Genomic DNA, 24,044 nt, shown 5'->3' with positions numbered 1-24,044 from the left:
CCGATACTCATGAAAAAAATCCTGGTGGTTTCGCTGATCCTGACCCTTTGGACGGGGCTGGCGCAAAATTCGAACTATTGGCAACAGCATGTCGATTACAAAATGGACGTGGTGGTCGATGCCAAAAAATACCAATACAAAGGTGCACAGACGCTGGTGTACACGAACAACTCGAACGATACGTTGCGCAAGGTGTTCTACCACCTGTACAACAATGCGTTCCAGCCGGGCAGCGAGATGGATGCCCGTGTCTCGACGATTGCCGATCCAGACCGTCGCATGGTGATCAAGGAAAAAGTGGGCGACAAGGAAATCAAACAAAGCCGCATCGCACAACTCAAACCCGACGAAATAGGCTACCTGAAGATCTCTAATTTCAAGCAGGACGGTGTATCCGCCGCGACCAAAGTTTCGGGAACGATACTCGAGGTGACGCTGGCCAAGCCGATATTGCCCGGCGCGAAATCGACGTTGACCCTTGATTTTGACGGACAGGTTCCGGTGCAAATCCGCCGTTCGGGCCGCAACAATTCCGAAGGAATCGCCTTCTCGATGAGCCAGTGGTATCCGAAACTGGCCGAATTTGACTTCGAGGGATGGCATACGGATTCTTACATCGCACGTGAATTCCATGGGGTTTGGGGTAATTTCGACGTCAAGATCACCATCGACAAGGATTATGTGTTGGGCGGATCGGGCTATTTGCAAAACAAGAACGAAATCGGACACGGCTACCAGGATGCCGGCGTCACGGTAAACCACGGCAAAAAGAAAACACTCACGTGGCATTTCATAGCGCCCAACGTACACGATTTCACCTGGGCTGCCGACAAGGACTACCTGCACGATGTGGTCAAGGGCCCGAACAACGTAGAGTTGCATTTCCTGTACAAAAACAATCCGCAAATCACCGACAACTGGAAAAAACTGCAACCGCTCATGGTGGGCGTGATGGGCTTTTTCAACAAAACCGTGGGCGATTATCCGTACCAGCAATATTCGTTCATACAAGGCGGCGACGGCGGGATGGAATATGCGATGTGTACGCTCATGCTCGGCAACGGCAAGCTCGAAGGCATGCTGGAGACGGCCACGCACGAACTCGCACATTCCTGGTTCCAGCACATTTTGGCGACAAACGAAGCCAAGCATCCGTGGATGGACGAAGGGTTCGCGACCTATATCGAATACCTGGCGTTACACGAAATGTCGGTACAAAAACCCGAACACGCATTCGTAGACGTGTATGCGACGTACAACAACCTCGTACAATCGGGTAAAGAAGAACCGCAAGGCACACATGCCGACCGGTACAACGAAAACCGTCCGTACTCGATCGCGTCGTACTACAAGGGCTGTTTGTTCTTGACGCAGTTGGGCTATATCTTGGGGCAGGATCAGCTCGAGCAAACCGTCAAACGGTATTACCACGATTTTAAATTCAAGCATCCGACGCCCAACGACATCATGCGTACGGCCGAACGTGTCTCGGGCGCCCAACTCGATTGGTACCTGAACGAATGGACGCAAACCACGCATACCATCGATTATGCCGTGGATGTGAAAGAAGACGGCAAAAAATCTACTATCTCCCTCGTCAGAAAAGGACGGATCCCGATGCCGATGGACGTGGTGGTCGAATACACCGACGGCACCAAGGAATATTTCTACATTCCGCTGCGTATGGCGTTTTATGAAAAACCGAATCCGTATCGGCAACTCAAACGCACCGTGCTTCCCGACTGGACTTGGGCCAATCCGAACTATGCATTTTCGATCGAAAAAAGCAAAGCTTCGATCAAATCGGTTACCATCGACCCGAGCAAGCAGATGGCCGATGTCTATCCGCAGGACAACAGCTATCCGGCGGTCGAAGTTAAAAAATAGTATTTATTTACACCAAATAAAAAGCCTTCCAAGTTTTACTGGAAGGCTTTTTCGTAAGCACTAAAATCGAGTTAGTTTTTACTTTGCAGATGCATCTGCTTTCTTCTTTTTGTCTGCTTCGGTAGCAGGTACGGTAGTAGTGGTTGTCTCTGTTTTCGTAGCTGCTTTGGTGGTACCGTTATCCGCTTTTACAGCTGTTTGCGAAGTTTCTTTCGTCGCTTCGGTGGTTGCGGCTTCTGTTTTCGCTTTTTTGTCTTCCTGAGCCGTTGCGCAAACCCCTACGAGTAACATTGCGCCAAGGATTAAATTTTTCATTTGTAACGTTTTTAGTGATTAAATAATACTGGTGTTGTAAAATAAAAAGTTGTTGTAAATGACTTTGGATTTTCAATTATGGTGCCGCGCCGCGACGTCGATGCATCTTACGTGCTGCGACGCTTTGCTTTGCTTTGTTTTTCAGTAGATTACGTCGAAAACAAGTTGGCATCGCCTTTCTGCCGCACCTTGTTACAACTTGTGGATAATGTGGAAAAAGTGTGGAATCGCATTGTTAAAAAATGTAGAACCCAATATTTTGAAACGAGTTCGTACCTTTGGCGCCATGGCGCACACCTATCCGAAACACGAAAAACTCAAAAGCCGCACGACCATCGAATTGCTTTTTTCGAAAGGCCAATCGGTCACGAAGTATCCGTTGCGGTTGGTGTATTTGCCGCAAACTTTCGACGATGGTTCGGCCATCAAAATGGGCGTATCGGTCTCAAAAAAATACTTCAAACGCGCCGCAGACCGCAACTATTACAAACGTCTGCTGCGCGAATGTTACCGGTTGCACAAGGCCGGGCTGCTCGACGCCATGCCGCAGCCGCATGCGATGATGTTGCTCTACCAAAGCAACGACCGTTTGGATTTTGCCGAAATCGAGCAAAAAACGCTCGCGCTGTTCGAGAAGTTCCGCGCCAAAACAACATCGTAAATCTGTGGATTTTGGCTTGCTTTAGGGTTTTCGGCGCGCCGGCTCATAAGGTTTTGTTAGAAAACGATGTTTGTAGGGAACTTTCGGCTATATTTCGTCGATTATTCTTATTTTAGGCGCTAGGTTTTTTCCAACCAAATTATCAGGTTATGTTGCAGTGGTTTAAGAAGCGGTATGTCCTTCCGGTGGTGGCGAGCGGATTTTTGTTTGTCGGGGTCGGGTTCCGCGAGGATTTTTTTGAGGTCGCCAAACAGATCGAGATTTTTACGACGCTTTTCAAGGCCGTCAACAGCAATTATGTAGACGATACCAATCCGGGCGAGCTCATGGACAAAGCCATCAAAAGCATGTTGGCCGATCTCGACCCGTACACGAATTACTTCAACGAGCAGGACGTCGTCAAGTTCAAGATCAACAACACAGGCGAATACACCGGCATAGGCGCGATGATCACGCGCAAAGAAGGCAAACTCATCATCAAGGAACCCTACAAAGATTTCCCTGCCGACAAGGCCGGGCTCAAGGCAGGCGACGAAATCATCCAGATTGGCGACGTGGTTCTGGCCGACTTCAAGGAAGACGCTTCGCAACTGATGAAAGGCGCCAAGGGCACCAAGATCGACGTCAAATACATCCGCCAGGGCAAGACGATGAACGCGCAAATCGTGCTCGACGAGGTCGAGATCGACGCGGTGCCGTTCTTTTCTAAAATAGACGAAAAAACGGGCTACATCGTGCTGACGCAGTTCAACCGCAAAGCATCGCTCGAAACCAAGGAAGCACTCGAAAAACTCAAAACGCAGGGCGCCGAACGCATCATTTTGGATTTGCGCGGCAACGGCGGCGGTTTGTTGCACGAAGCGGTGAACATCTGCAATTTGTTTGTCCCGAAAAACGAGGTGATCGTGACGACCAAATCGAAAATCGAAAAACACAACAACAGCTATAAAACCACGCGCGAACCCATCGATACCGAAATTCCGCTTGTGATCCTCGTGGATGGCAAAAGCGCATCGGCGTCGGAAATTGTCGCAGGCGCCTTACAGGATTTAGACCGCGCGGTTATTGTGGGCAGCCGCAGCTTTGGAAAAGGGCTCGTGCAGCGTCCGGTAGATTTGACCTACGGCACGCAAATCAAGATCACGATTTCGCGTTATTATACGCCGTCGGGACGTTGCATCCAGGCGCTCGACTATGCGCACCGCGACAAAGACGGCAAGGCCATCCGTACCGAAGCCGCCAAATACAATGCGTTCAAGACGCGCAAGGGCCGTACGGTATACGACGGGGGCGGCATCCAGCCCGATGTCGAATTAGAAGAAACCAAGCTGTCGACCATTGCCGATGCGCTGGTCAAAAACGACGGGGTCTTTAACTATGTGACCGACTATTATTACAAGAATCCGAACTTGGGCACGACCATCCCGACGGTTTCCGATGCCGATTTCGCCAACTTCAAGACGTTTCTCAAAAAGCAGAATTTTTCGTTCGACACCGAAACAGAACTGGCGCTCAAGAACACCTTGTCGGTGGCCAAAAAAGAGAAAATAGACGCGGCCATCATGACCGAATACCAGCAACTGCTTTCGGCATTGCAAAAAAGCGATGAGAACCAGCTCAACCAACACCAAAAAGAAATCAAAGGTTTGATCCTGGACGAAATCATCAAACGCTACCAGTACAAAGAAGGATTATACCAATATTACACCAAACACAATTCGGAGATCAAAAAGGCCGTCGGTATTTTGAACAACCTGCCCGAATACAACAGAATCCTAAAAATATGATGCGATTTTTAATGTGGATTCCGCTGTTTTTTTGCGGGATGCTTCATGCCCAGGAAGAACTGGTTTACTCGGTTTACTTTGAATTCAACAAATACACGCTCGACGAAAACCAAGGAAACGGCGTGGTCAATTTCATCAAAACTGCTGATTCGACGCGTATCGAGTCGATCCAGATTTACGGCTACACCGACGACATCGGCAAGGATGCCTACAATTTCAAGTTGTCGACCAACCGCGCCAATACCATCCAGGAGAAACTCGTCAAAAGCGGTATCAAGAACAAGATCATCGTCACGATCGAGGGCAAGGGACGGATCCTGATCGAAGACGACATGGTCGAGAACCTGCCCGAACGCCGTTCGAAAAACCGCCGCGTAGACGTGGTGATCAACCTCAAACCGCTGCCCAAGATCGAAATCCCTGGCTTTTTCACCAACATTCAAAAGAACCATACCGTAGGCGATCACATCTACCTCGAAAACCTGCTGTTTGAACGCGGCAGCAGCAAACTCACGTTCGAGGCCAAGACGCAACTCGATAAAATCGCCAAGCTGCTCATGAAATACAAGACGTTGGAGTTCGAGATACAGGGCCATGTGTGTTGTACGCCGCCGTATCAAAAAGAAGCCATCGACCTGGCCACGCGCAAAAGACATTTGTCGCAAAACCGCGCCGAGGCCGTGTTCAAATACCTGGCATTCAAAAAAATTGCCAAGAAACGCATGACGTTCAAAGGGTACGGGAACACCGTGCCGCTGGGCAAAGGATCGGAATACGACCGCCGTGTAGAGCTCGTGATCACCAAGGCCTAGCGCTGCATACGGATGTGCGGGATGTCGTCTTCGAGATACATTTCGCTGGTTTGCACAAACCCGTGGCTTTCGTAGAATTTTTGAAGGTATTGCTGGGCCGAAATTTCGATGTTTTCCGCCGAAAAATATTGGGTTATGGCCAAAATCGATTCGGTCATCAGGTCGTGCCCCCACTTGCGGTCGCGAAAATCGGGATGCACCACCACGCGCCCGATCGAAGCTTGGTCAAAGTAATCGCCGGGCGCAAACAGCCGCGCATAGGCCACCAATTTGCCTTCGGATTCGCCCAAGACGTGCAGCGCCTTTTGGTCTTTGCCGTCAATGTCCTGGTAAACGCAATTTTGCTCGACCACAAACACGGTACTGCGCAATTGCAACACAGCATACACTTCGGCGCTAGAAAGTGCGTCAAATCGCTTTATTTTGAATTCAAGCATTGTGCTCATTTCTTTGTTCTTTTCTTTTGGTGGAATTCAACCGATTTGATGATCGATTCCAATTCAAACATCAGGTCGCGCTTTTCCTTGGATGGCGCATAGCAAAAACCCTCCAGCACCAGGATCCGCTTGTTCGCGCGATCGAGAATGGCGTAGTTCAGGAAAGGCCCCGACATGAAATCGTTCTTGAGCTCCCACGTGCCGCGGGTTTCATAAGCGGGCTTGCCTTTGATCTTGACATCGAACAAGTACGGCGCATAAGAACCTTCGGTGATCATCTTGGATCCGGGCACGGTCCCCCGAACATACAGGCTTCCTACCGAATCGCGGACGCGGATGATGTTGCTTGTAGGATCCTCATCGTTCCTGATGGCCGAAATTGGCACCTGGTATACCAGCAGGCTGCTGTTCCCGCTCGTGATTTCCTTTTTGAACCACATGAACTTGCGTTTGCGCATGACCAGGTTGAATCCTTTGGGCACGTGTAAAGAGGCGTTGAATTTGTCGGTCAATCTTTGGGTGTCGACGAGCGCGGTGTCGATGATCTTTTGGTTGGCCGTGATTTCGGTGGCGCGCATTTTTTCGATGATTTCGGGCGCGTAGGCTTCGATCAGGTTGAGGATGGCCGTGCCGGTTTTTCCCGAAATATGGAACACATTCTGCGGTGTCGCAAATTCATTCTCGACCAGTTGGAACCGGTTCTGCGCCTCCTTCTTGATCACGATGATGTTGCGGCTGTTGGTCGTAAAACCCTCGAGCAAACGTATCGGGTATTGGTTGATCGTGAACATCGGCTCCTCTTTGGGCAGCCCTATGACGGGCGAGGCAAATTTATTGCGGATGCTGTCGCCCACCTCGCCGTTCCAAAGCAAGTCGTCGATGATGACCGAAATGGTGTTGATTTTGCCCGTGGCCTCTTTCTTCTCGGTTTTCTCCTTGCAAGAGAACAGCACCGCGATCAGCAAAGGCCATAAAAAAAGGGCTTTTTTCATAATTTTTGATTTTATGAAACCAGCCCTAAATGTAGGTCAATATTTTGGAATTATCCGCTAATTTTCAATTTCATGCCCGGCTTGAGCGAATTGCCGCTGATGCCGTTCCATTTTTTGATGTCGGATACCGAAATTCCCTTTTTACGCGCAATGCTGAACAGCGAGTCGCCTTTTTGCACCAGGTAGTGCTCGTCGGTTTCCTTTTGCGCTTTGTCTTTTTTGGCCGGACGCTCCGCCACGGGTTGGCTGTTGTCCAGGACGAGTTTTTTGCCTACGACCAGTTTGTCGCCGGGCTGGATGTTGTCGTCTTCGAGTTCGTTCCACTCCTTGAGGTCAGAAACGGCCACATTGTTCTTTTTCGCGATGAGCCCCAGGTTGTCGCCTTTTTGCACGACATAATCCACCGTTTTGATTTCGGTTTTTGGCGCTTCCTGCTCGGCCACTTCGGTTTCGCCCGCGACGATATCAGATACCTTGAGTTTGCTTTCCAACTTGACGGTATTGTCCGCCAAATTGTTCCACTTTTTGAGGTCTTCTACCGAAACGTTGTATTTTCTGGCGATCGCATTCAAATTGTCGCCCTTTTGCACGATGTAATAATCCGAGGCCGGGCTGTTGTCGGCCACTTCTTCCTTGTCGCGGTCGTTTGCCGCAACGGCACGCTCTGGCTTGATTTCCTTCTTGACCGTAGTGACCACACGTTGTTCGGTCACAATCTTGAGGCGTTGTCCGAGCTGGACGTTGTTGCCCTTGAGCTTGTTCCATTTCTTGATGTCGGCCATCGACACGTCGTACTGGCTGGCAATCTCACCCAGGTTGTCGCCGCGCTTGACCTTGTGGTATTTGGTCACGTCCTTGAACGACACGACTTTTTCTTCCTTGAACGACTTGGCTTGCTTGTCGGCCACCGCGACGCTCGAAGTCGTATCGGGCATCACCGTCGGCTTGGTTTCTTTTTCTTTCTTCGATTGGATGGCGACACGCTCATCGACCACGATTTTGAGGTTTCTGCCCAACGGCGCCTTGTTGCCCTTGAGCTTGTTCCAGCGTTTGATCTCGGCAATCGACACATCGTAACGGTTGGCAATCTTGCTCAGGTTGTCGCCGCGCCGCACCTTGTGGTACTTGGTTTTCGACACCACATAGCTGTCGCCGTTACGTGCCGAATCGCGTGACACCAGGTTCTGCAAGGACGACGAATACGGACGCTCGCGCTTGCTGGCCTCGTACGTCACATAGGCATACACCTTGTCTTCGTTCGAGGTAAAAATGGCGATTTTATCGAGCGGCAAACGCAGTGCGTGCATTTTGTCTTTGTAGGCCGGAATCACGTTGAGTTTGTACGATGGGTTGAGCATCTGCAACTGCGACACCGGGATGTCGAGCAAATCAGACAATTGCTTGAACGACATTTGCTGTTTGACCATGATGGTGTCGGTCTGGAAATGCTTCACAAGTGCGCGATCGGGAACAATCCCGTGCTCCTTGTGGTAGGTGTAAATGTACATCGTCGCCAAGAATGCCGGCACATAACCCGCGGTTTCGTTCGGTAAATACTTGCGGATGTTCCAATAGTTTTGCTTGCCGCCCGAACGACGGATCGCCTTGGCCACGTTGCCCGGACCCGAGTTGTACGACGCGAGCACCAAGTCCCAGTCGCCAAAAATCTTGTACATGTTGGTCATGTATTGCGCCGCCGCCTCGCTCGATTTGAGCGGATCGATGCGTTCGTCTACATAAGAATCGATGCCCAGGTTGTATTGCTTGCCTGTTTGGTACATGAACTGCCACAAACCGGTCGCGCCCACGCGTGAAACCGCCCTTGGGTTGAGCGCCGATTCGACGATCGCGAGGTATTTGATTTCTAACGGGACGTTTTGTTTGGCCAATGCGTCCTCGAACACCGGGAAGTAATATTCCGAAATCGCCATCAGCCTTTCGTAGGCTTTTTTGCGGTTTTTGAGGAACGATTTGATGATGTTTTCGAGGCCCGGATTGTATTCGATGTTGAACGGCGACTTGGCATCCATTTCGGCCAAACGCTGTTTGAGCAATTCGGTCGACAAATCGTAGTCTACTTTTTGGTCGAGGTCGATGGTTGCGATGTCGTTGTTCAGTTCGTTGTACAAATCAAGATTCACGAGCTCTTTCATCCACAGGCTGTCTACGCAGGCGGCCATGTTGTCCTTGACGAAGGTTTTTTTGATGGAATCGAGGTAAGAAACCTTTACGACCGGTTCGGTGTAAGTGGTTTGGGCGATGTCTTGGGCGAATAGGCTGCCGCCGAACATCAAAAGAATCGAGAATGTGGTATTCTTCAGTTTAATCATGCTTACGTTTTTAGTGTCGGCCCGGCATTTGCGCCGACTTCAATTCGTATTAAATTTAAGGGTTCCGCTTTTGATTTGGGGTTAAAAACGGTACAATGGTTTCTGTGTCAAATTGTTGACTTTTGCAAAAATAGCAATCTTGCAATAAAATCAACTAATGCTGTAACGTAAATTTAGCTTTTTTAGTGTTAATTGTGAAATCGACATTTTACGGAAATGGTTTTTTTGACTTAATTTCTCCGCGTTTACCGCAAATTTTCGACCGTTTTCACTGGTTTTTCTAACAAAAGTTAAAATTTGATTTTTAACGTTTGGCGCGAGCCCCCTGCAAAAGCCTTGCCGAAATTTTTACGATTCGAGAATGGCCGCAATACCCGGCAGTGTTTTTCCTTCCAACATCTCGAGCATCGCGCCGCCTCCGGTGGATACGTAACTCATTTTGGGCTCCAATCCGAACTGCTTGACCGCTGCCACCGAATCGCCGCCGCCTACCAGCGAAAACGCACCTTTTTTGGTCGCTTCGGCAATCGAGTTGCCCAACGCGATGGTGCCGTTGGCAAAATTTTCCATCTCGAATACCCCGAGCGGTCCGTTCCACAAAATCGTCTTCGATTCGCCGATGACTTTGTCAAACAATTCGAGCGATTTTGGTCCTGCGTCGAGCCCTTGCCAACCGTCCGGTATTTTGGTGACATCGACCACTTGGGTGTTGGCGGTGTTGTCGAACGCATCGGCCGCGATCACATCTACCGGCAAATGGATCTGTACATTTTTTTGCTTGGCTTTCTCGAGGATTTCGAGCGCGAGTTCGAGCTTGTCGTCTTCGCAAATCGACTGGCCAATTTGGCCACCCTGCGCCTTGATGAACGTAAAAGTCATCCCGCCGCCCACGATCATGTGGTCGATCTTGTCGAGTATGTTCTCGATCACGGTGATTTTCGAAGAAACTTTGGAGCCGCCAAGCACCGCCGTCACTGGTTTTTCGCTGTTGTTGAGTACTTTGTTAAGGCTGTCGATTTCCTTGGCCAGCAACGTGCCGAAACATTTTTCTTCAGGAAAAAATTGTGCGATGATGGTGGTCGAGGCATGTGCGCGGTGTGCCGTTCCAAACGCGTCGTTGACGTATACATCACCGAGCGCAGCGAGGTTTTTCGAAAATTCGACATCGCCGCCCTCTTCTTCTTTGTGGAAACGGAGGTTTTCGAGCAACAAGATTTCGCCTGGTTTCAAATCGGCTGCGGCTTTTTGCGCCTCGGACCCAATGCTGTCTGTGGCGAATTTTACGTCCTTGCCTAAAATTTTTGACGTGGTCTGGACGATGTGCTTCAGCGAATACTTCTCCTCGACGCCTTTCGGACGACCCAGGTGCGACATCAAAATCACGCTACCGCCGTCGGCCAGGATCTTGTCGATGGTTGGCTTGGCCGCTTCGATGCGCGTGGTGTCGGTCACGTTGAAGTTTTCGTCGAGCGGCACGTTGAAATCTACGCGGATTAAGGCTTTTTTACCGTTGAAATTGATGTCCTGAAGCGTTTTCATCTGAAGAAATTTTGAGTTGATTTCCGCAAATATAAACTTTTTTACGCTTTGGCTCAACGCTCGATTTGTGCTTCGTCCCAGGTTTGGTTTTCGGTGCCTTGGTTGCGGTTGGGGTCGTAATTCGGATCGTTCGAACCCACGTACTCGCCATTTTGGTTGACCCAATACTGGTTCGAGCCGCCCTGTACCTGGTAGCGCTGGCCACCCGCCGAGACGGTTTCTTCGCCCTTGATGTAATTCAAAAAGCGGTTGTGGCTTCGGTCCGATGCCGCATCGGCGTTTTGGTAGTTGGCCATGATCGACGCGTTGATCGCATCGCGCTTGCTCTCGAAGGCGCGTTGGCTTTGGTCGAAATTCTGTTGCAACGCCGTCATGCGTTGTTGGTGCGCGGCCATGCTTGCGTTGGCTTTTTGCGCTTCGGATCGGTTGTAGGCCTCGACGCTTTTCGGGTTGTACTGGGTGTGCGCCAGCCCATAAAGCAAGGTTTGCTTGGCCTTTTCGTACACCGCCTTTGGCGCCTGCATCGCCTGGCAATAGTAGCCCCAATTGAGCAGGTTGTTCGCATAGCTCGCATTCTGGTGGATGACAATCAGATACGGATTGCCCTCCTTGTCTTGCCATTCGGTCGCGAAAGCGTTGAATTGTTGTTGGCTCGGCGTCACTTTGAACAGCATGGCGTCGTAGGTGCGGTCGGCTTGGGCGATTTCGGGTACGGCCATTTTCTCGACAAACTTAGATCCTTCGCGATCGGCGATCGGCAAAAAATCTTCGTGCAGCAATTGATCGATTTCTACAAAACGACGTACGGGTTGTCCGCTTTGCGAATACAGTTGCAAAAAATACGGATCGTCGGTATAAACAAAATACCGCAACGGCAAGTTGTAAACGCGCACGCCGTCGGGGCTTTCGATGAGCGCCGCGCCGGTTTGGTTGATGCGCCAGCTCATGGGCAACGGCATCATCGCGTAGGCCTCGTTGGTTTTGGGGTCGATCATGGGTTTGAACACCACTTCATCCGATGGGGCGGCTTCAATGGGTTGGCTTTCGTTTGGCTTATTTTCGCCATCTTTTGTCCCGCAACCCATCAGCAATCCCAACGCCAATAACGTCATCGTTTTTTTCATAATGTTTTGTTTATCAGTTTGTTCAAAGTTACGCCAAAATCAAACAAGCCGAACGACGGATTCTTGCGAATGATGCAAAACCGTCCGAAGTTTGCCGCGTGCGCGGATTCGACTATATTTGCCTATGCGGTTTTCAGAAATCTTAGGACAGGACTACATCAAAAGTCATTTGATCCACAGCGCCCAGGCGGGCCGTATTCCCCATGCGCAACTTTTTGTCGGACCCGAAGGCTGCGGCACCTTGCCGATGGCCATCGCCTATGCGCAATACATCCTTTGTCAAAACCCCGGCAACGAAAACCAGGGCGGCAACGAGGCCTGCAACGTCAAATTCGACACCTTGTCGCATCCCGACCTGCATTTCATTTATCCGACGGTCACCACCGAAGGCGTCAAATCAAAACCCAAAAGCGCAGACTTTGTGCAGGAATGGCGCGAATTCCTGACCGCGCATCCGTATGCCGGGCTGTTCAACTGGTACCAAACGTTGGGCGTGCAAAACAAGCAGGGCGAAATCCGGGTCGAGGATGCGCAGGAAATCCTCAAATCCTTGGCGCTCAAATCATACGAAGGCGGCTACAAAGTGATGATTGTTTGGATGGCCGAAAAACTGAACATCGCCGCGTCGAACAAATTGCTCAAGATCCTCGAGGAACCGATGGACAAAACACTGTTCGTCCTGATCGCCGAAAACGAAGAAGACATCATCCAAACCATACGCTCGCGTTGCCAGGTATTGCAATTCAACCGATTGGCCGACCAAGTCATCGCCGACGAACTGGTGGCGCGCCAAAACCTCGACCCGAGAAACGCGTCAAAAATCGCGCACCAGGCGCAGGGCAATTACAACAAAGCCTTGCAGTTGCTGCACGAAGACGGCGAAGACGCCTTGTTCGAAAAATGGTTCGTCGATTGGGTACGCGGGGCATTCCGTGCCAAGGGCAATGCCGCGGCTGTAGGCGATCTCATTGGCTGGAGCGAGCAAATCGCGGCGCTCGGACGTGAAACACAAAAAAAATTCCTGCACTATTGCATCGACATGTTCCGCCAGGCGCTGTTGCTCAACTACCAGGCGACCTCGCTGGTGTACATGGAGCCCAAAATCGAGAAGTTCAAACTCGAGAATTTTGCGCCGTTCGTCAACGGTAACAATATAAATGATATATTTAAGGAACTTTCCGATGCGGTGTACCACATCGAGCGCAACGGGAACGCCAAGATTGTCCTGACCGATTTATCGATCAAACTTACACGTCTCATCCATAAAAAATAGGCTTATGTTCGACATCGTTTCTATCAATATGGCATCGATCCTGGTGCTGGTTTTGCTGGCCGTGACGTTCATCCAATCGGGCTACGACAAAGTCATGGACTGGAAAGGCAACCTCGAATGGCTCAAGGAACATTTCGCCAATACTTCGTTGCGCAACCGTGTTCCGCTGGCGCTTTTGCACATCCTGGTGCTCGAGTTGATTTCGGGCATTTTGTGTACGGTGGGCGTTATCCAGTTGCTCGTCAACCAAAACCGCACCTATGGCCTTTATGGCGCAATCTTTTCGTGCATCACGCTCATCATGCTGCTGTATGGGCAACGGCTGGCCAAAGATTACGACGGCGCGCGTACGGTGGTGATTTACTTCATCCCGGCCGTCATGGCGGTCTTCTGGCTCAGCTAGCGGGCACCTCCAGGCTGGCTTTGAAAATTTTGAGTTCGTCCCACGTGAAACGGCTGCCGTGTTGCTCTTTGAGTCCGGCGAGCGATTCCTCGGTGTAACCTTCGAACGCTTCGGCCAACGCGTCGATTTTGTCCTGCGGAAATACCTCTGTAATGTTGATGGCCTTGATTTGGATTAGCTTGCCGATGTGGTTGGCGATGGTTTGCGTCGTCAATTTGCGGATGTCCGCGATTTCCTTGATCGTGTTTTGCGCATGCCAAAGCTCGAGCGTGACCAGGATGGTGTTCTTCTTGGGTTCTTTCTTGGTCTTTTTGACGTAGCGTTCGACATCGTCGTCGGTTTCGAGGAGCGCGGCGTGTTTTTCGCGGAACTCGGCCGCCACCGATTCGATTTTTTGGTTTCGGTAGTCGCGCATTTGGGAAGTCTGCAGGTTTTCTTTCGATATCTCGCCGCCCGCCACCACAACATTGACAAGACTTCTGGCCTTGAACAATTGCAACATGGCTTTGGTTTGCAGCTCCTCGAGCTCGAGCAATTCCTCGAAAAAAGCCTTGGCCTTTTTGGTGCGCTTGATTTCTTCGAGCTTCCACAAAATTGTCAAGACCAAATCGTCCAGCGGTTTTTGGAAATAATCGCACGCCGCCTGGACACGTTCGGCCACGAAAGCAAAATCGGGTGTCTCTGCGGCGAACAACTTGTCGAGCTGTACCATAAACTTCCCCGCCGGAGCGAGCAATCCCTCGACCGCCTCGAGGTTCTTGATGGCCCACATCGCGTGTTTGGATTTGGGCGAATTCAAGGCCTCCTGGTTGTAGCTGAACCGGTGGTTGCGCCATTGCTGCGCAAGTTGTCGCCAATCGAAACTGGCCGCAAGAAACCTGTGGATGAACTGGCGCGTATCGTTTTGCAGCGATTGGGCGAGCTGTGTATCATTGGCCTTGTGCTGCGCGTAATCCATGACGCCTTGGTCGTTCGAAATACCGTTCGTTTGGAGCGACGACAGCAAAACGAGCCCGTCTAAGCCACGCAAACGCGACAAGGCTACGTAGGCCTGGCCCGCCTCGAAAACGTTCGAAATATCGAGCGCGGCACGGTCGAATGTAAGCCCCTGGCTTTTGTGGACGGTGATCGCCCAAGCCAGCTTGATCGGGAAATGCGTAAAAGTCCCGAGCACCTCCTCCTCTATTTCCTTGGTGGCTTCGTTGACCTTGTACCGGATGTTCTGCCATTCGTAACGTTCGACTTCGATGGTTTTGTTTTCTTCGGGAAAATAGACGTGGATCTCGGCTTCCGAAAGCGATTTGACCACACCCATCTTGCCGTTGAAGAACTGCTTGTCGAACGACAGATCGTTCTTGATGAACATGATCTGCGCGCCCACCTTGAGCTGCAGCTGCTCGTCTACCGGAAAAATCTTTTCGGGAAAATCGCCGATGATCTCTGGCGCATAGCGAAACGTTTGTCCGTCCAAATCCTTCAACGACTGTGCGTTGATTGCATCGGCCTTGGCATTGTGCGTGGTCAGGATGATGTAGCCCGGATGCTTCTTGAGGTCGAAATCGGGCCGTACATAGCCGTTGAGCACGTGGATATCGTCGGGTGTGATGTGGTTGTTGCGCAGGTTATTCAAAATCGAGATGAACGCATCGTCGCTTTGCCGGTATATCTTAGACAATTCGATGTAAAGCGGCGGCTGGCGTTGGATTACATGCGCGTGGAAAAAGAATTTGCCTTTGTAGAATTGGCGCAAGGTGTGCCATTCCTGGTTCTTGACCACGGGCGGCAACTGCAGCAGGTCGCCAATGAAAAGCACCTGCACTCCGCCAAACGGACTGCTGTTTTGCCGCACCGATTGCATCATGAAATCGATGGCGTCGAGCAAATCGGCGCGCAACATACTGACTTCGTCTATGATGAGCAATTCCATGTTGCGGATCACGGCTTTCTTCAAACCGCTCATCTTGAAATGCCTGCGCAGCGTGGCCTTGGTTTCGAATTTTACAAAATCGGAAAATTGCGGTGCGCGTTCGTCGGGGATGAAGCCCGCAAACGGCAGTTGGAACATCGAATGAATGGTCACCCCGCCGGCATTGAGTGCGGCGATTCCCGTGGGCGCCACCACCACAACGTTCTTGTGGGTGGTGCGGATGATCTCGTGAAGTAAAGTGGTTTTCCCGGTACCGGCTTTCCCGGTCAGGAATACCGAACGGTGGGTTTGGTTGACGAAACGCAACGTGTATTGTGCGGCATCTGATAAGGTTTCCATGGCGTAGAGATTAAAACGTAAAAATAGGTTTTTTTGTCTTCAATCGGTTGGTTTACAGCCATAAAAAATGCCTCCAACGGTAGGCTGAAGGCATCTTTATGCATTAGTGTATTTTTACTTCTTGGCCTCGGTGGCTTTGGCGTCTTTGCTGTCGGCCGGTTTGTCTTCTTTTTTAGGCCCGTTTTTGTACTTGTCGTCGAGCAATTGGATGATCTCTTTGGTGATGTCGTACGAATCCTTGGCATACAGGATCGAAACCGCTTCGCCCGTAGCAAACACATAGTCATAACCTTTTTCCTTGCCGTAATCCTTGATGAATTTTTTGACGTTTTTGACCAACGTATCCATCTCGGCGCCGCTCTCGTTTTGCAATTGCTGCAACATGGCTTGCTGTGCGTAGCCCAATTGTTGTTCGCGTTTTTGGAGCTCGGCCCCTTTTTGCTGTGCCCAGGCTTGTCCGTTGGCTTGTGCATTTTTTTGGAAATTGCTTGCCTCCGACTTGAATCGGTTGACCTCAGCTTCGAGCTCGCGGCCCATTTCCTCTGATTTTGCTTTGTATTTGGCCTCGATGTCTTTGGCTTCGGTATACTCCTCGATCAATTTAGAGGTATCGACATAAGCGGTCTTAAATTCTTTGGCCGGGGCTGCTGCTTTTTCATTGCACGATAGCGCCGCAACGGCCATCACACCCAAAATGATGTATTTTTTCATGATCACGTTTTTAATTCGGTTTCAAAAGTATAAATTTTTGACGCGGCAAAAAACCGGCGTTTAAAAAGTTTTGAATTTTTTGTGTTCTAACTGGTATAGGCCGCGCTTATCGGATACTTGATTCAAATTGAAAACAACTATTAGAAACAGCCTTCACAAATGCGTTTTAAGCGATTTTCAGATTTCCGACACCTTCTCCCTGCTTGAATGTTGTTCGGCCCGCTGGCGGCGCTTAATTCGATTTTCGCGTGTTTTTTAGCACATAAATATGCGACGAATACTGCTTGGTTCGTCTGGCCTTCCAATTCGAGCGCAATCCGGTAATCACCGCGCCGACAAAATTCATCTTGCCTGCTTTGTATTTCTCGGACAGCAGCGAAACGTAAAATGCGTCGAATTTCATCGGCAACACATCGGCCAGTTTAAGGTCTTGCGTCGCAAATAACTTCTCGATCGCGGTTTTTGAAAAATGCCACAAATGCCGCGGCACGTCATAGGCCGCCCAAAAAGCGCCATAGTGTTTGGCATCATGCGACCGGAAATTGGGAACTGCAACCAAAATAGTTCCAGTTGGTTTGAGCAGCCGCTTGAGTTCGGCGATCTGGTGCTCGAGATTGGGAACATGTTCCAGTACGTGCCACATTGTGATCACATCAAACGAATGGTCTTCGAGTTGGCCAAGATCGGTTACAAACGTCACGCCTTTTCTTTCAGCTATCGCGCGCGCCTTTTCGCTGGGTTCAATTCCCGTGCTATGCCATCCGGCCTGTTTGGCTGCATTCAAAAAATCGCCTGTTCCGGCGCCGATGTCGAGCAATCGGCCTTTGCCGGGTTGCAACGACGCAATCAAATCGAGTTTGTTTTTGAGCGCAATGTCCTTTACAAAATGATAGGCTTTTTCAAACAAAGAACGCTTGCCGTCGGTATGTGAAATATAATCGTCGCTTTCGTAATATTTGGGTAACGCTTCGGCGCTCGGTTGCGGATGCGTGACCAGCAAATCGAGTTCCGTATCGTGGCGTAACTCGAATACCTCGCCCGACACCGAATGGTCTTTGACCGTAAGAAAGGTTTGGTTGGGAATCGTCATTGGTTGATGTATTCGTTTTTCAAATCGCGCAAGTATTTGACCGATTTGTTTTGCAGCAGCGATTGATCAGACAAACAATCTTCGTTGTAATCGGTGATCATCGAAATCGCGACAAATTTTCGGGTGCTGTTCCGTTCGTCTTTCGCCTCTTCGTTCATGGGCGAGAAATTGGCGCTGTTGAAATACTTTTCGAAATCGGCGGCATCGTAAATGATCAACTGGTACCGTTCCCCATCGATCGTGACCCAAATCTCGCGTTCGAAATAATTGGCCGATTTGTATTTGTAGGCGATAAATTGCTCGATCGGCAACTTGGCACGCACATTGTTTTCAAACACGAATCCGGTGAGCGGTTTCCCGCCCAAGTGTTCCTTGCCGTTTGGCAACAACAAATAATCTGGAATTTGAACCGTCGCCCTCGCACCGATGCAACTTTGCAAAATCAACAGCAAAATCACCGCGAACCCTTTGGCTACATGGCTTGCCGTTTTCGGTTTCACGTGGAACATCATCTTCCCATATGAATTAGCAGCACCGAAATATCGCTTGGTGAAACGCCCGAAATACGCGAAGCTTGCGAAATGGTCACCGGACGAATCTTGCTCAGCTTTTGTTTGGCCTCGATAGACATCGACTTGATTTTTTCGTAATCGAAAAATTCCGGAATCTTGACATCTTCCAACCGCGTGAGTTTGTCGGCGTTGTTGCGCTCCTTTTCGATATAACCTGAATACTTTACCTGGATCTCGGCTTGTTCAATTATTTCCTGGTCGAGGTCGTTGTTGGCGATGTATTCTTGTACTTTCTCAAATTTGAGGATGTCTTCCAATTCGACTTGCGGGCGCGAAAACACCTTGAACATTTTATCCGATTGCGTAATCGGCGCCGATTCTTTGGCTTCTAAAATCGGGTTGGTTTCGGCCACGGTCACACTGGTTTCCCTAAAGAAATTGACCATCTTGTCCGATTCGTTGAACTTGTATTCCATACGTTTCATACGCTTGTCCGAGGCCAAACCGATGGCGTGCGACTTGGGTGTCAACCTGAAATCGGCGTTGTCCTGACGCAACAGCGTACGGTATTCGGCGCGCGAAGTAAACATACGGTACGGTTCTTCGGTGCCTTTGGTGATCAAATCGTCGATCAAGACGCCGATGTAGGCTTCGTCGCGTTTTAAGATCAACGGCTCTTTCTCCTGGACCTTGAGCGATGCGTTGATGCCGGCCATCAAACCTTGCGAAGCGGCCTCTTCATATCCGGTCGTTCCATTGATTTGTCCTGCGAAATACAGTCCTTCGACCAATTTGGTCTCTAACGTATGTTTGAGCTGCGTCGGTGGGAAATAGTCGTACTCGATGGCATACCCCGGTCTGAAAAACTTGACGTTTTCAAACCCTACGACAGAACGCAGCGCCTTAAACTGTACGTCCTCGGGCAGCGACGTAGAGAATCCGTTGACGTACACCTCAACGGTATTCCAGCCCTCGGGTTCAACAAACAATTGGTGCCTTTCTTTGTCGGCGAACCGGTTGATTTTGTCTTCGATGGACGGACAATAACGCGGTCCCAAACTCTGGATTCGCCCATTGAACATCGGCGACCGGTCGAATCCCTCGCGCAACAGTTCGTGCACGAGTGGCGACGTATAGGTCATGTGGCACGACTTCTGAAAAACCAACGGTTTGGTTTGGTCGGAATAGGAAAATTTATCGGGCTTGGCATCGCCCTTCTCTTCGTTCATTTTCGAATAATCGAGCGAACGGCCGTCTACACGCGGTGGTGTTCCGGTTTTCATCCGTCCCGATTCGAAGCCCACGTTCACCAAGTCTTCGGTAATCCCGTAAGCGGCACTCTCGCCTGCGCGTCCGCCGCCAAACTGTTTCTCGCCAATGTGGATGAGCCCGTTTAAAAACGTACCATTGGTCAGCACCACCGCCTTGGCTTTGATCTCGACGCCGAGCGAGGTTTTGATGCCTCTAATGCGTCCGTTCTCGATGATCAGCCCGCGCACCATCTCCTGGTAAAAGTCGAGGTTGGGCGTTTGTTCGAGCATCAGCCGCCACTCCTCGGCGAACCGCATACGGTCGCTTTGTACGCGCGGCGACCACATGGCCGGGCCTTTGGATTTGTTGAGCATCTTGAACTGGATGGCCGTCTTGTCTGACACGATGCCCGAGTAACCCCCAAGTGCATCGATCTCGCGCACGATTTGCCCTTTGGCAATCCCACCCATGGCCGGATTGCACGACATCTGCGCGATGTTCTGCAAACTCATCGTCACCAACAAGGTTTTGGATCCCATGTTGGCGGCGGCGGCGGCGGCCTCTGAACCAGCATGCCCTGCACCCACCACGATTACGTCATATTCATTCTCAAACATACTCATTGTTCCACGTGAAACATTATTGTTTTGGAAATAGTTTCATCTTCTCTTCTTCCTTACGGCGCATCAATTGTTCGTCGGCTTCGGACTTGTCCTTGTATCCGCAATAGTGCAGTACGCCGTGTGCCATCACCCTGCGCAACTCCTCCTCGAACAAAACCTTAAAATCGTCGGCATTGTCCTTGACGCGTTCAATCGAAATAAAAATATCGCCTTGTAAGACATTTCCTTCAGAATAATCGAAACTGATGATGTCAGTAAGTGTATCATGCTCCAAATACTGGCGGTTGATTTCAATCAAATAATCGTCGTCGCAGAAGATGTAATTGATCTCGCCTTCGTCCTTCTGCTCGCTTTTAATGACTTCGGAAATCCAGTCGGCATAAAGCGTCTCGTCGGCTAATTCGAAATCTGTCTCGTAATTGAATTGAATCATTGCTTGAAATATTCTTGCACCTTCTGGTTAAAATTGGCGCGCAAAGGTAAGCTTTGTCTGTTTAAAATCTCGATGGCATTCAAATAATCTTGCAGGTTGGCTGGCAGCGCGTTGGCAGGATTGTTGAACTCTTTTTTATTTGTCTCGGCCTGCCGTTTCTTTTCCTCGCCTTGCAACTGGACTGCTTTGTCGAGTTTCAACAGTTCGTACTTGAGGTTGAGCGCTTTTTGCAACGTCTCGTTGTTAAAACCTTTGTTGAGCAATTGCTTCTCGATTTGCTTCATCTGGTCGAGCGCGTTTTGTCCGTTGCCCCCAAGTCCTTTCTTGTTCAATTCGTTTTGCAGTGCTTCGCGCAACTGCTTTTGCTCTCTGTAAATTTCCATGATCGCGCGTGCGTCGCCCTCGCCGTCTTCTCCTTCCTGTCCTTCGCCATCGCCCCCGCTCGATTTGCCGTCTTTGCCTTGCTTGCCTTTCTCGCCACCTCCTGGTTTTTCACCGTCGCCGGGCCTCTTGCCATCGCCAGGCTTTTTGCCTTTTTTCATCGCCTCCTTCATTTGTTCGCTAAGGCCTTCTTGTTTCTTGATGATGTCGGGCAGTTGCATCCCCGCGCCCTGTCCCTGTCCGGGTTTGGGCTTGCCGCCCGTTCCAGAACCCGACAACGACATTTGCATCCCGTTGAGGATGTCGCTCAGAAAATCGGCGAGCTTGTTGGCCGACGACACCGTGTATTGCTGATGCGAAACGCCCTTGGCGACGTTGGCCTCGACCAGGTTCTCGAGCGATTTGTCGATGTTGTAGTGCACGTTCCCGATTTCCTTGGTCACGTCTTCGGCAATCTTCGGGTTGCGCAACGACATCGCAAACAAACTGTCATCGACGTGTTTGAACTGCAATTTCAGATCCTGCTGCAGCTTGAGGTTTTTATTGAACGACGGCGATCCGCGCTTAAGCCCTTTGAACTGCCCCATCAAATCTTCCTGCGAAAACGAAAATGCCAGCAGGTTGTCGAGTATCTGACGCAACATCTTGACGTCTTCTTCGAGCTGCTCCATCTCGCCGCCCGCCATGCTGTCCTGCATGCTCTGGCTCATCTCCTTCATTTTCTTGGACGCGCTCTTTTGTTTGGGTTTGGCCTTGTCTTTGGCATCCTTTTGTAACTCGTCCGACGCCTTTTTCAAATCCTCGTCGATGCTTTGCTCCTTTTCGGGGTCTTTTGGAATGTCCATCGGCGACTTCAATTCCTGGTTCTCCTTGTCGAGTTCCTTGAGTTCTTTCTGGATTTTGTCGAATTCCTTGTTGATCTCGTCCTGCTTCTTGGCGTCGTTCTCCTTGCCGCTTTCCGAGAGTTTATCTTGCTTTTCAGAAAGTTTGTCGAGCTTGTCGGCCAGTTGTTCGGCCTTTTTCTCGACATAATATTTCTTGGTCAGCTCGACCAATTGTTCTAGGTTCTTGACCTGGTTCTTGCTGTTTTGTTTGAACTTGTCGAGCTTGTCCATGAGCTCCTCGTTCTTGATCTTGTCGTTGAGTTCCTTGAGCTCGTCGAGCAGTTTTTGGTTCTTCTCGAGGTCTTTCTCGGCATTTTCCAGACGCTTTTGCAATTCTTCCTTGAATTCGTCTTTTTTCTCCGATTGGAATTTGTCGAGGTTTTCGTCCATCTTTTTCGAAAACTCCTTCATCATCTCGTCTTGTTGCTTTTGGCGTTTGATGAAATCGTTGATCTTTTGCTGGTCCTTGAATTCCAGATTGTCGCGCTCCTTGCCCGCCTTTTGCAGCTTGTCGATCTCGGATAACTGCTTGTCCTGGTTGCGCAACGATTTCTCGAGACTGTTGATGTTCTCGCTTTGCTGCTGTAGCATCGCATCGGCTTTCTCTTCCTCGGTTTGGATGCGGTTCGAGAACACCGACGATTTGGTGCTCTTGAAATGATGGATTGCATCGTTGTCGAACACCTCGAAATAATACTCGTAATTCACGCCAGGCTCCACGGGCAACGTACTCGGAAACGCAAAAACGAATTGGTCGAACACGCCATTCTTGACCGCGATGGTTCCGCGGCGGGCCTTGTCGGGTGCGTCCTTCGGATAGTAGACGATTTGCAATCTCGACAATCCATAATCGTCGGAAACCTGCCCAAGCACGTAATTCTTTTGCACCTTCAGGCTGTCGGGCGCCGGATTGACGTTGATGGTCGGGAACTGGTCCTTGACAACCGACAACTGGTAATTGAGTTTCTCGTAATGCGTAACCTTGTCGTTCGAGGTCAAGATCTGGTAATCCGTATTTTGCAAAATGCCTTTTGAAATCGTAAAGACGTCGTCATTTTTCAGAAACGGAAAACTATGGCCCCCGGCGCTCCACTCGATTTTTTGCGTGGCCAGCGTTTGCATGCGCCAGGTGACGCTGGTGCCCTCGGGGACAATGGCGTTGCCCGTCCCTTTGATGGTCTCGGTTTTCTTGCCCAGGTAATTCGGATAGTTCAAAACCATCTCGAAATTCGCGATCGACGGCACGGCCACCACGGCCAGTTCGTACTCGTGCGACGAAATATCGTTGGCTTCGATATGGAACGAAACGTTGTCCATCGGCTTGGCGATCTTAAAGCTGAACGTGCCCGGCCCCGACGATTCCATGAAGTAGCTTTCGTCGCCAATAACCATCATCGCATTTTCGGGAACGACCTTGCCGCGCGATTGGACGCGTACGGTAAAATCTTTGTTTTGTTCGGTTTGAAGATTGTCATTGAGCAACACAAATTCGAACGGAGCCGGCGGCAGGAATTGTTCGCGGTGGTGCACGACGCGGTTGAGACTTGCCGAAATCACGTCGGCATTGCCCGAAAGATAAAAGAACGCGAAAAACAACAACGGCAACAACGCCAACGGCAGGTATTTTTTGTTCTTCGAGAAATTGACGGCGTTCGAAAACGGTATGGGTTGTAACGCATGCGCCTTTTGTTCGATCGACGCAAGCAACAATTCGGATTGGTTCGAATCGTTTGAAAGTTGCAGGAAATTGGTGAGCTTGTCATCGACTTCGTTAAAATGGCTGCCGATGATTTGCGACGCCTCGGCATACCCTATCCCCTTTTGCAACTTGAAAAGCTTGAAAATCGGGAACAAAATATAGCGCGCCAGCAGAAACAATTCTACGCCGACGAACAACCAGAACAACACGGTGCGTCCTGTGGGTTTGAGCCATAAAAAATACTCGACAAACAACGTAAAGAGCAGGTACAGCAAGCCCAGTCCGACAAAAAACAGTATGCCGCGGATGAGTTCGTTGGTATAGTATTTTCGGATAAACGCCTCGAGTTTCTCGTAAATGACCGTCGCTGTCGCCATGGGCCAAACTTATAACCGCTAAAAGTACGATTTTATCTGAATTGGAAAAGGTTAAAAAAAATGCAAAAAAACTATCGTAAAACTTTGGGTCGAAAGTCCATCTCTTACATGCCCAAATCTTTCTCATCACACACTTTCCTGCCCTTTGGCTGGCCCCTTTCTTTTGTATGCCAACAGCTTCCTCTCGCAGGGCGCATTTCCAAATTTTCAAATTTTCAAATTTTCAAATTCCGGAAAAGCGATTCCAATCGTATCTT

The 24,044-nt window shown here is 50.0% G+C and carries 19 protein-coding genes; 6 read left to right on the top strand and 13 right to left on the bottom strand.

The annotated features are described in order from the left end of the window. The first annotated feature begins 9 nt into the window (after positions 1-9). Positions 10-1,887 carry a M1 family metallopeptidase gene (locus BLP55_RS12795; protein ID WP_091144913.1) on the top strand — a complete coding sequence of 626 codons (1,878 nt, stop codon included), beginning with the start codon at positions 10-12 and terminating at the stop codon, positions 1,885-1,887. A 78-nt stretch (positions 1,888-1,965) separates the two neighbouring features. Here BLP55_RS12795 and BLP55_RS12790 read toward each other — a convergent pair whose 3' ends face one another. Further along, the gene (locus BLP55_RS12790; protein WP_091144909.1) at positions 1,966-2,202 is read right to left on the bottom strand and encodes a hypothetical protein; all 237 of its coding nucleotides are present in this window, start codon (positions 2,200-2,202) and stop codon (positions 1,966-1,968) included. A gap of 286 nt (positions 2,203-2,488) precedes the next feature. On the opposite strand from BLP55_RS12790, the gene rnpA reads away from it, so the two are divergent. From rnpA to BLP55_RS12775, 3 genes are all read left to right on the top strand, one after another. Continuing rightward, positions 2,489-2,863 carry a ribonuclease P protein component gene (gene rnpA, locus BLP55_RS12785; protein ID WP_091144905.1) on the top strand — a complete coding sequence of 125 codons (375 nt, stop codon included), beginning with the start codon at positions 2,489-2,491 and terminating at the stop codon, positions 2,861-2,863. A gap of 149 nt (positions 2,864-3,012) precedes the next feature. Beyond that, the gene (locus tag BLP55_RS12780; RefSeq protein WP_091144900.1) at positions 3,013-4,650 is read left to right on the top strand and encodes a S41 family peptidase; all 1,638 of its coding nucleotides are present in this window, start codon (positions 3,013-3,015) and stop codon (positions 4,648-4,650) included. Then, positions 4,647-5,462: an OmpA family protein gene (locus BLP55_RS12775; RefSeq protein WP_317040309.1), complete on the top strand. Its 816-nt coding sequence runs from the start codon at positions 4,647-4,649 to the stop codon at positions 5,460-5,462. The genes BLP55_RS12780 and BLP55_RS12775 overlap by 4 nt, the downstream gene beginning before the upstream one ends. Here BLP55_RS12775 and BLP55_RS12770 read toward each other — a convergent pair. The 5 genes from BLP55_RS12770 to BLP55_RS12750 all read right to left on the bottom strand — a co-directional run bounded on the left by BLP55_RS12770 (position 5,459) and on the right by BLP55_RS12750 (position 11,884). Continuing rightward, positions 5,459-5,899 (bottom strand): GNAT family N-acetyltransferase, encoded by a 441-nt coding sequence (locus tag BLP55_RS12770; protein WP_091145008.1) that lies wholly within the window; start codon positions 5,897-5,899, stop codon positions 5,459-5,461. The genes BLP55_RS12775 and BLP55_RS12770 overlap by 4 nt on opposite strands. Before the next feature lie 5 nt (positions 5,900-5,904). Beyond that, positions 5,905-6,891, bottom strand: coding sequence for a DUF4837 family protein (locus BLP55_RS12765; protein WP_091144896.1), 987 nt, complete (start codon positions 6,889-6,891; stop codon positions 5,905-5,907). Between the two features lie 50 nt (positions 6,892-6,941). Next, on the bottom strand, positions 6,942-9,221 hold the full coding sequence (locus tag BLP55_RS12760; protein WP_244503463.1) for a LysM peptidoglycan-binding domain-containing protein: 2,280 nt from the start codon (positions 9,219-9,221) through the stop codon (positions 6,942-6,944). A gap of 348 nt (positions 9,222-9,569) precedes the next feature. Continuing rightward, complete coding sequence (locus BLP55_RS12755) at positions 9,570-10,760, bottom strand: phosphoglycerate kinase (protein WP_091144893.1); 1,191 nt, start codon at positions 10,758-10,760, stop codon at positions 9,570-9,572. Between the two features lie 53 nt (positions 10,761-10,813). Beyond that, positions 10,814-11,884 carry a hypothetical protein gene (locus BLP55_RS12750; RefSeq protein WP_091144889.1) on the bottom strand — a complete coding sequence of 357 codons (1,071 nt, stop codon included), beginning with the start codon at positions 11,882-11,884 and terminating at the stop codon, positions 10,814-10,816. Positions 11,885-12,008: 124 nt separating this feature from the next. On the opposite strand from BLP55_RS12750, the gene BLP55_RS12745 reads away from it, so the two are divergent. After that, positions 12,009-13,157, top strand: a complete 1,149-nt coding sequence (locus tag BLP55_RS12745; RefSeq protein ID WP_091144886.1) for a DNA polymerase III subunit — start codon at positions 12,009-12,011, stop codon at positions 13,155-13,157. Between the two features lie 4 nt (positions 13,158-13,161). Then, positions 13,162-13,560: a DoxX family membrane protein gene (locus tag BLP55_RS12740; RefSeq protein ID WP_091144883.1), complete on the top strand. Its 399-nt coding sequence runs from the start codon at positions 13,162-13,164 to the stop codon at positions 13,558-13,560. Here BLP55_RS12740 and BLP55_RS12735 read toward each other — a convergent pair. The 7 genes from BLP55_RS12735 to BLP55_RS12705 all read right to left on the bottom strand — a co-directional run bounded on the left by BLP55_RS12735 (position 13,553) and on the right by BLP55_RS12705 (position 23,787). After that, positions 13,553-15,826: a helix-turn-helix domain-containing protein gene (locus BLP55_RS12735; protein WP_091144879.1), complete on the bottom strand. Its 2,274-nt coding sequence runs from the start codon at positions 15,824-15,826 to the stop codon at positions 13,553-13,555. The genes BLP55_RS12740 and BLP55_RS12735 overlap by 8 nt on opposite strands. Before the next feature lie 114 nt (positions 15,827-15,940). Beyond that, positions 15,941-16,537, bottom strand: coding sequence for an OmpH/Skp family outer membrane protein (locus BLP55_RS12730; protein ID WP_091144876.1), 597 nt, complete (start codon positions 16,535-16,537; stop codon positions 15,941-15,943). 232 nt (positions 16,538-16,769) lie between these two features. Continuing rightward, complete coding sequence (locus tag BLP55_RS12725) at positions 16,770-17,627, bottom strand: class I SAM-dependent methyltransferase (protein ID WP_091144872.1); 858 nt, start codon at positions 17,625-17,627, stop codon at positions 16,770-16,772. Further along, on the bottom strand, positions 17,624-18,139 hold the full coding sequence (locus BLP55_RS12720) for a hypothetical protein (protein ID WP_091144868.1): 516 nt from the start codon (positions 18,137-18,139) through the stop codon (positions 17,624-17,626). The genes BLP55_RS12725 and BLP55_RS12720 overlap by 4 nt, the downstream gene beginning before the upstream one ends. After that, positions 18,136-20,007: a tRNA uridine-5-carboxymethylaminomethyl(34) synthesis enzyme MnmG gene (gene mnmG / locus BLP55_RS12715; protein WP_091144864.1), complete on the bottom strand. Its 1,872-nt coding sequence runs from the start codon at positions 20,005-20,007 to the stop codon at positions 18,136-18,138. The genes BLP55_RS12720 and mnmG overlap by 4 nt, the downstream gene beginning before the upstream one ends. Before the next feature lie 22 nt (positions 20,008-20,029). After that, positions 20,030-20,446: an rRNA maturation RNase YbeY gene (gene ybeY, locus BLP55_RS12710; RefSeq protein ID WP_091144861.1), complete on the bottom strand. Its 417-nt coding sequence runs from the start codon at positions 20,444-20,446 to the stop codon at positions 20,030-20,032. Then, entirely contained in the window at positions 20,443-23,787 is a 3,345-nt protein-coding gene (locus BLP55_RS12705; RefSeq protein ID WP_091144858.1) for a hypothetical protein, read from the bottom strand. The genes ybeY and BLP55_RS12705 overlap by 4 nt, the downstream gene beginning before the upstream one ends. Positions 23,788-24,044 lie beyond the last annotated feature (257 nt).

The sequence above is a fragment of the Flavobacterium caeni genome (assembly GCF_900101895.1).
GTDB classification, from domain to species: domain Bacteria; phylum Bacteroidota; class Bacteroidia; order Flavobacteriales; family Flavobacteriaceae; genus Flavobacterium; species Flavobacterium caeni.
This window is presented reverse-complemented; position numbering and strand designations above follow the sequence as displayed.

Bases quoted from the DNA above. Each gene is read 5' to 3' on its own strand.
- BLP55_RS12795 (WP_091144913.1), top strand. From the start codon at position 10: ATGAAAAAAATCCTGGTGGTTTCGCTGATCCTGACCCTTTGGACGGGG.
- BLP55_RS12790 (WP_091144909.1), bottom strand. From the start codon at position 2,202: ATGAAAAATTTAATCCTTGGCGCAATGTTACTCGTAGGGGTTTGCGCA.
- rnpA (WP_091144905.1), top strand. From the start codon at position 2,489: ATGGCGCACACCTATCCGAAACACGAAAAACTCAAAAGCCGCACGACC.
- BLP55_RS12780 (WP_091144900.1), top strand. From the start codon at position 3,013: ATGTTGCAGTGGTTTAAGAAGCGGTATGTCCTTCCGGTGGTGGCGAGC.
- BLP55_RS12775 (WP_317040309.1), top strand. From the start codon at position 4,647: ATGATGCGATTTTTAATGTGGATTCCGCTGTTTTTTTGCGGGATGCTT.
- BLP55_RS12770 (WP_091145008.1), bottom strand. From the start codon at position 5,899: ATGCTTGAATTCAAAATAAAGCGATTTGACGCACTTTCTAGCGCCGAA.
- BLP55_RS12765 (WP_091144896.1), bottom strand. From the start codon at position 6,891: ATGAAAAAAGCCCTTTTTTTATGGCCTTTGCTGATCGCGGTGCTGTTC.
- BLP55_RS12760 (WP_244503463.1), bottom strand. From the start codon at position 9,221: ATGATTAAACTGAAGAATACCACATTCTCGATTCTTTTGATGTTCGGC.
- BLP55_RS12755 (WP_091144893.1), bottom strand. From the start codon at position 10,760: ATGAAAACGCTTCAGGACATCAATTTCAACGGTAAAAAAGCCTTAATC.
- BLP55_RS12750 (WP_091144889.1), bottom strand. From the start codon at position 11,884: ATGAAAAAAACGATGACGTTATTGGCGTTGGGATTGCTGATGGGTTGC.
- BLP55_RS12745 (WP_091144886.1), top strand. From the start codon at position 12,009: ATGCGGTTTTCAGAAATCTTAGGACAGGACTACATCAAAAGTCATTTG.
- BLP55_RS12740 (WP_091144883.1), top strand. From the start codon at position 13,162: ATGTTCGACATCGTTTCTATCAATATGGCATCGATCCTGGTGCTGGTT.
- BLP55_RS12735 (WP_091144879.1), bottom strand. From the start codon at position 15,826: ATGGAAACCTTATCAGATGCCGCACAATACACGTTGCGTTTCGTCAAC.
- BLP55_RS12730 (WP_091144876.1), bottom strand. From the start codon at position 16,537: ATGAAAAAATACATCATTTTGGGTGTGATGGCCGTTGCGGCGCTATCG.
- BLP55_RS12725 (WP_091144872.1), bottom strand. From the start codon at position 17,627: ATGACGATTCCCAACCAAACCTTTCTTACGGTCAAAGACCATTCGGTG.
- BLP55_RS12720 (WP_091144868.1), bottom strand. From the start codon at position 18,139: ATGATGTTCCACGTGAAACCGAAAACGGCAAGCCATGTAGCCAAAGGG.
- mnmG (WP_091144864.1), bottom strand. From the start codon at position 20,007: ATGTTTGAGAATGAATATGACGTAATCGTGGTGGGTGCAGGGCATGCT.
- ybeY (WP_091144861.1), bottom strand. From the start codon at position 20,446: ATGATTCAATTCAATTACGAGACAGATTTCGAATTAGCCGACGAGACG.
- BLP55_RS12705 (WP_091144858.1), bottom strand. From the start codon at position 23,787: ATGGCGACAGCGACGGTCATTTACGAGAAACTCGAGGCGTTTATCCGA.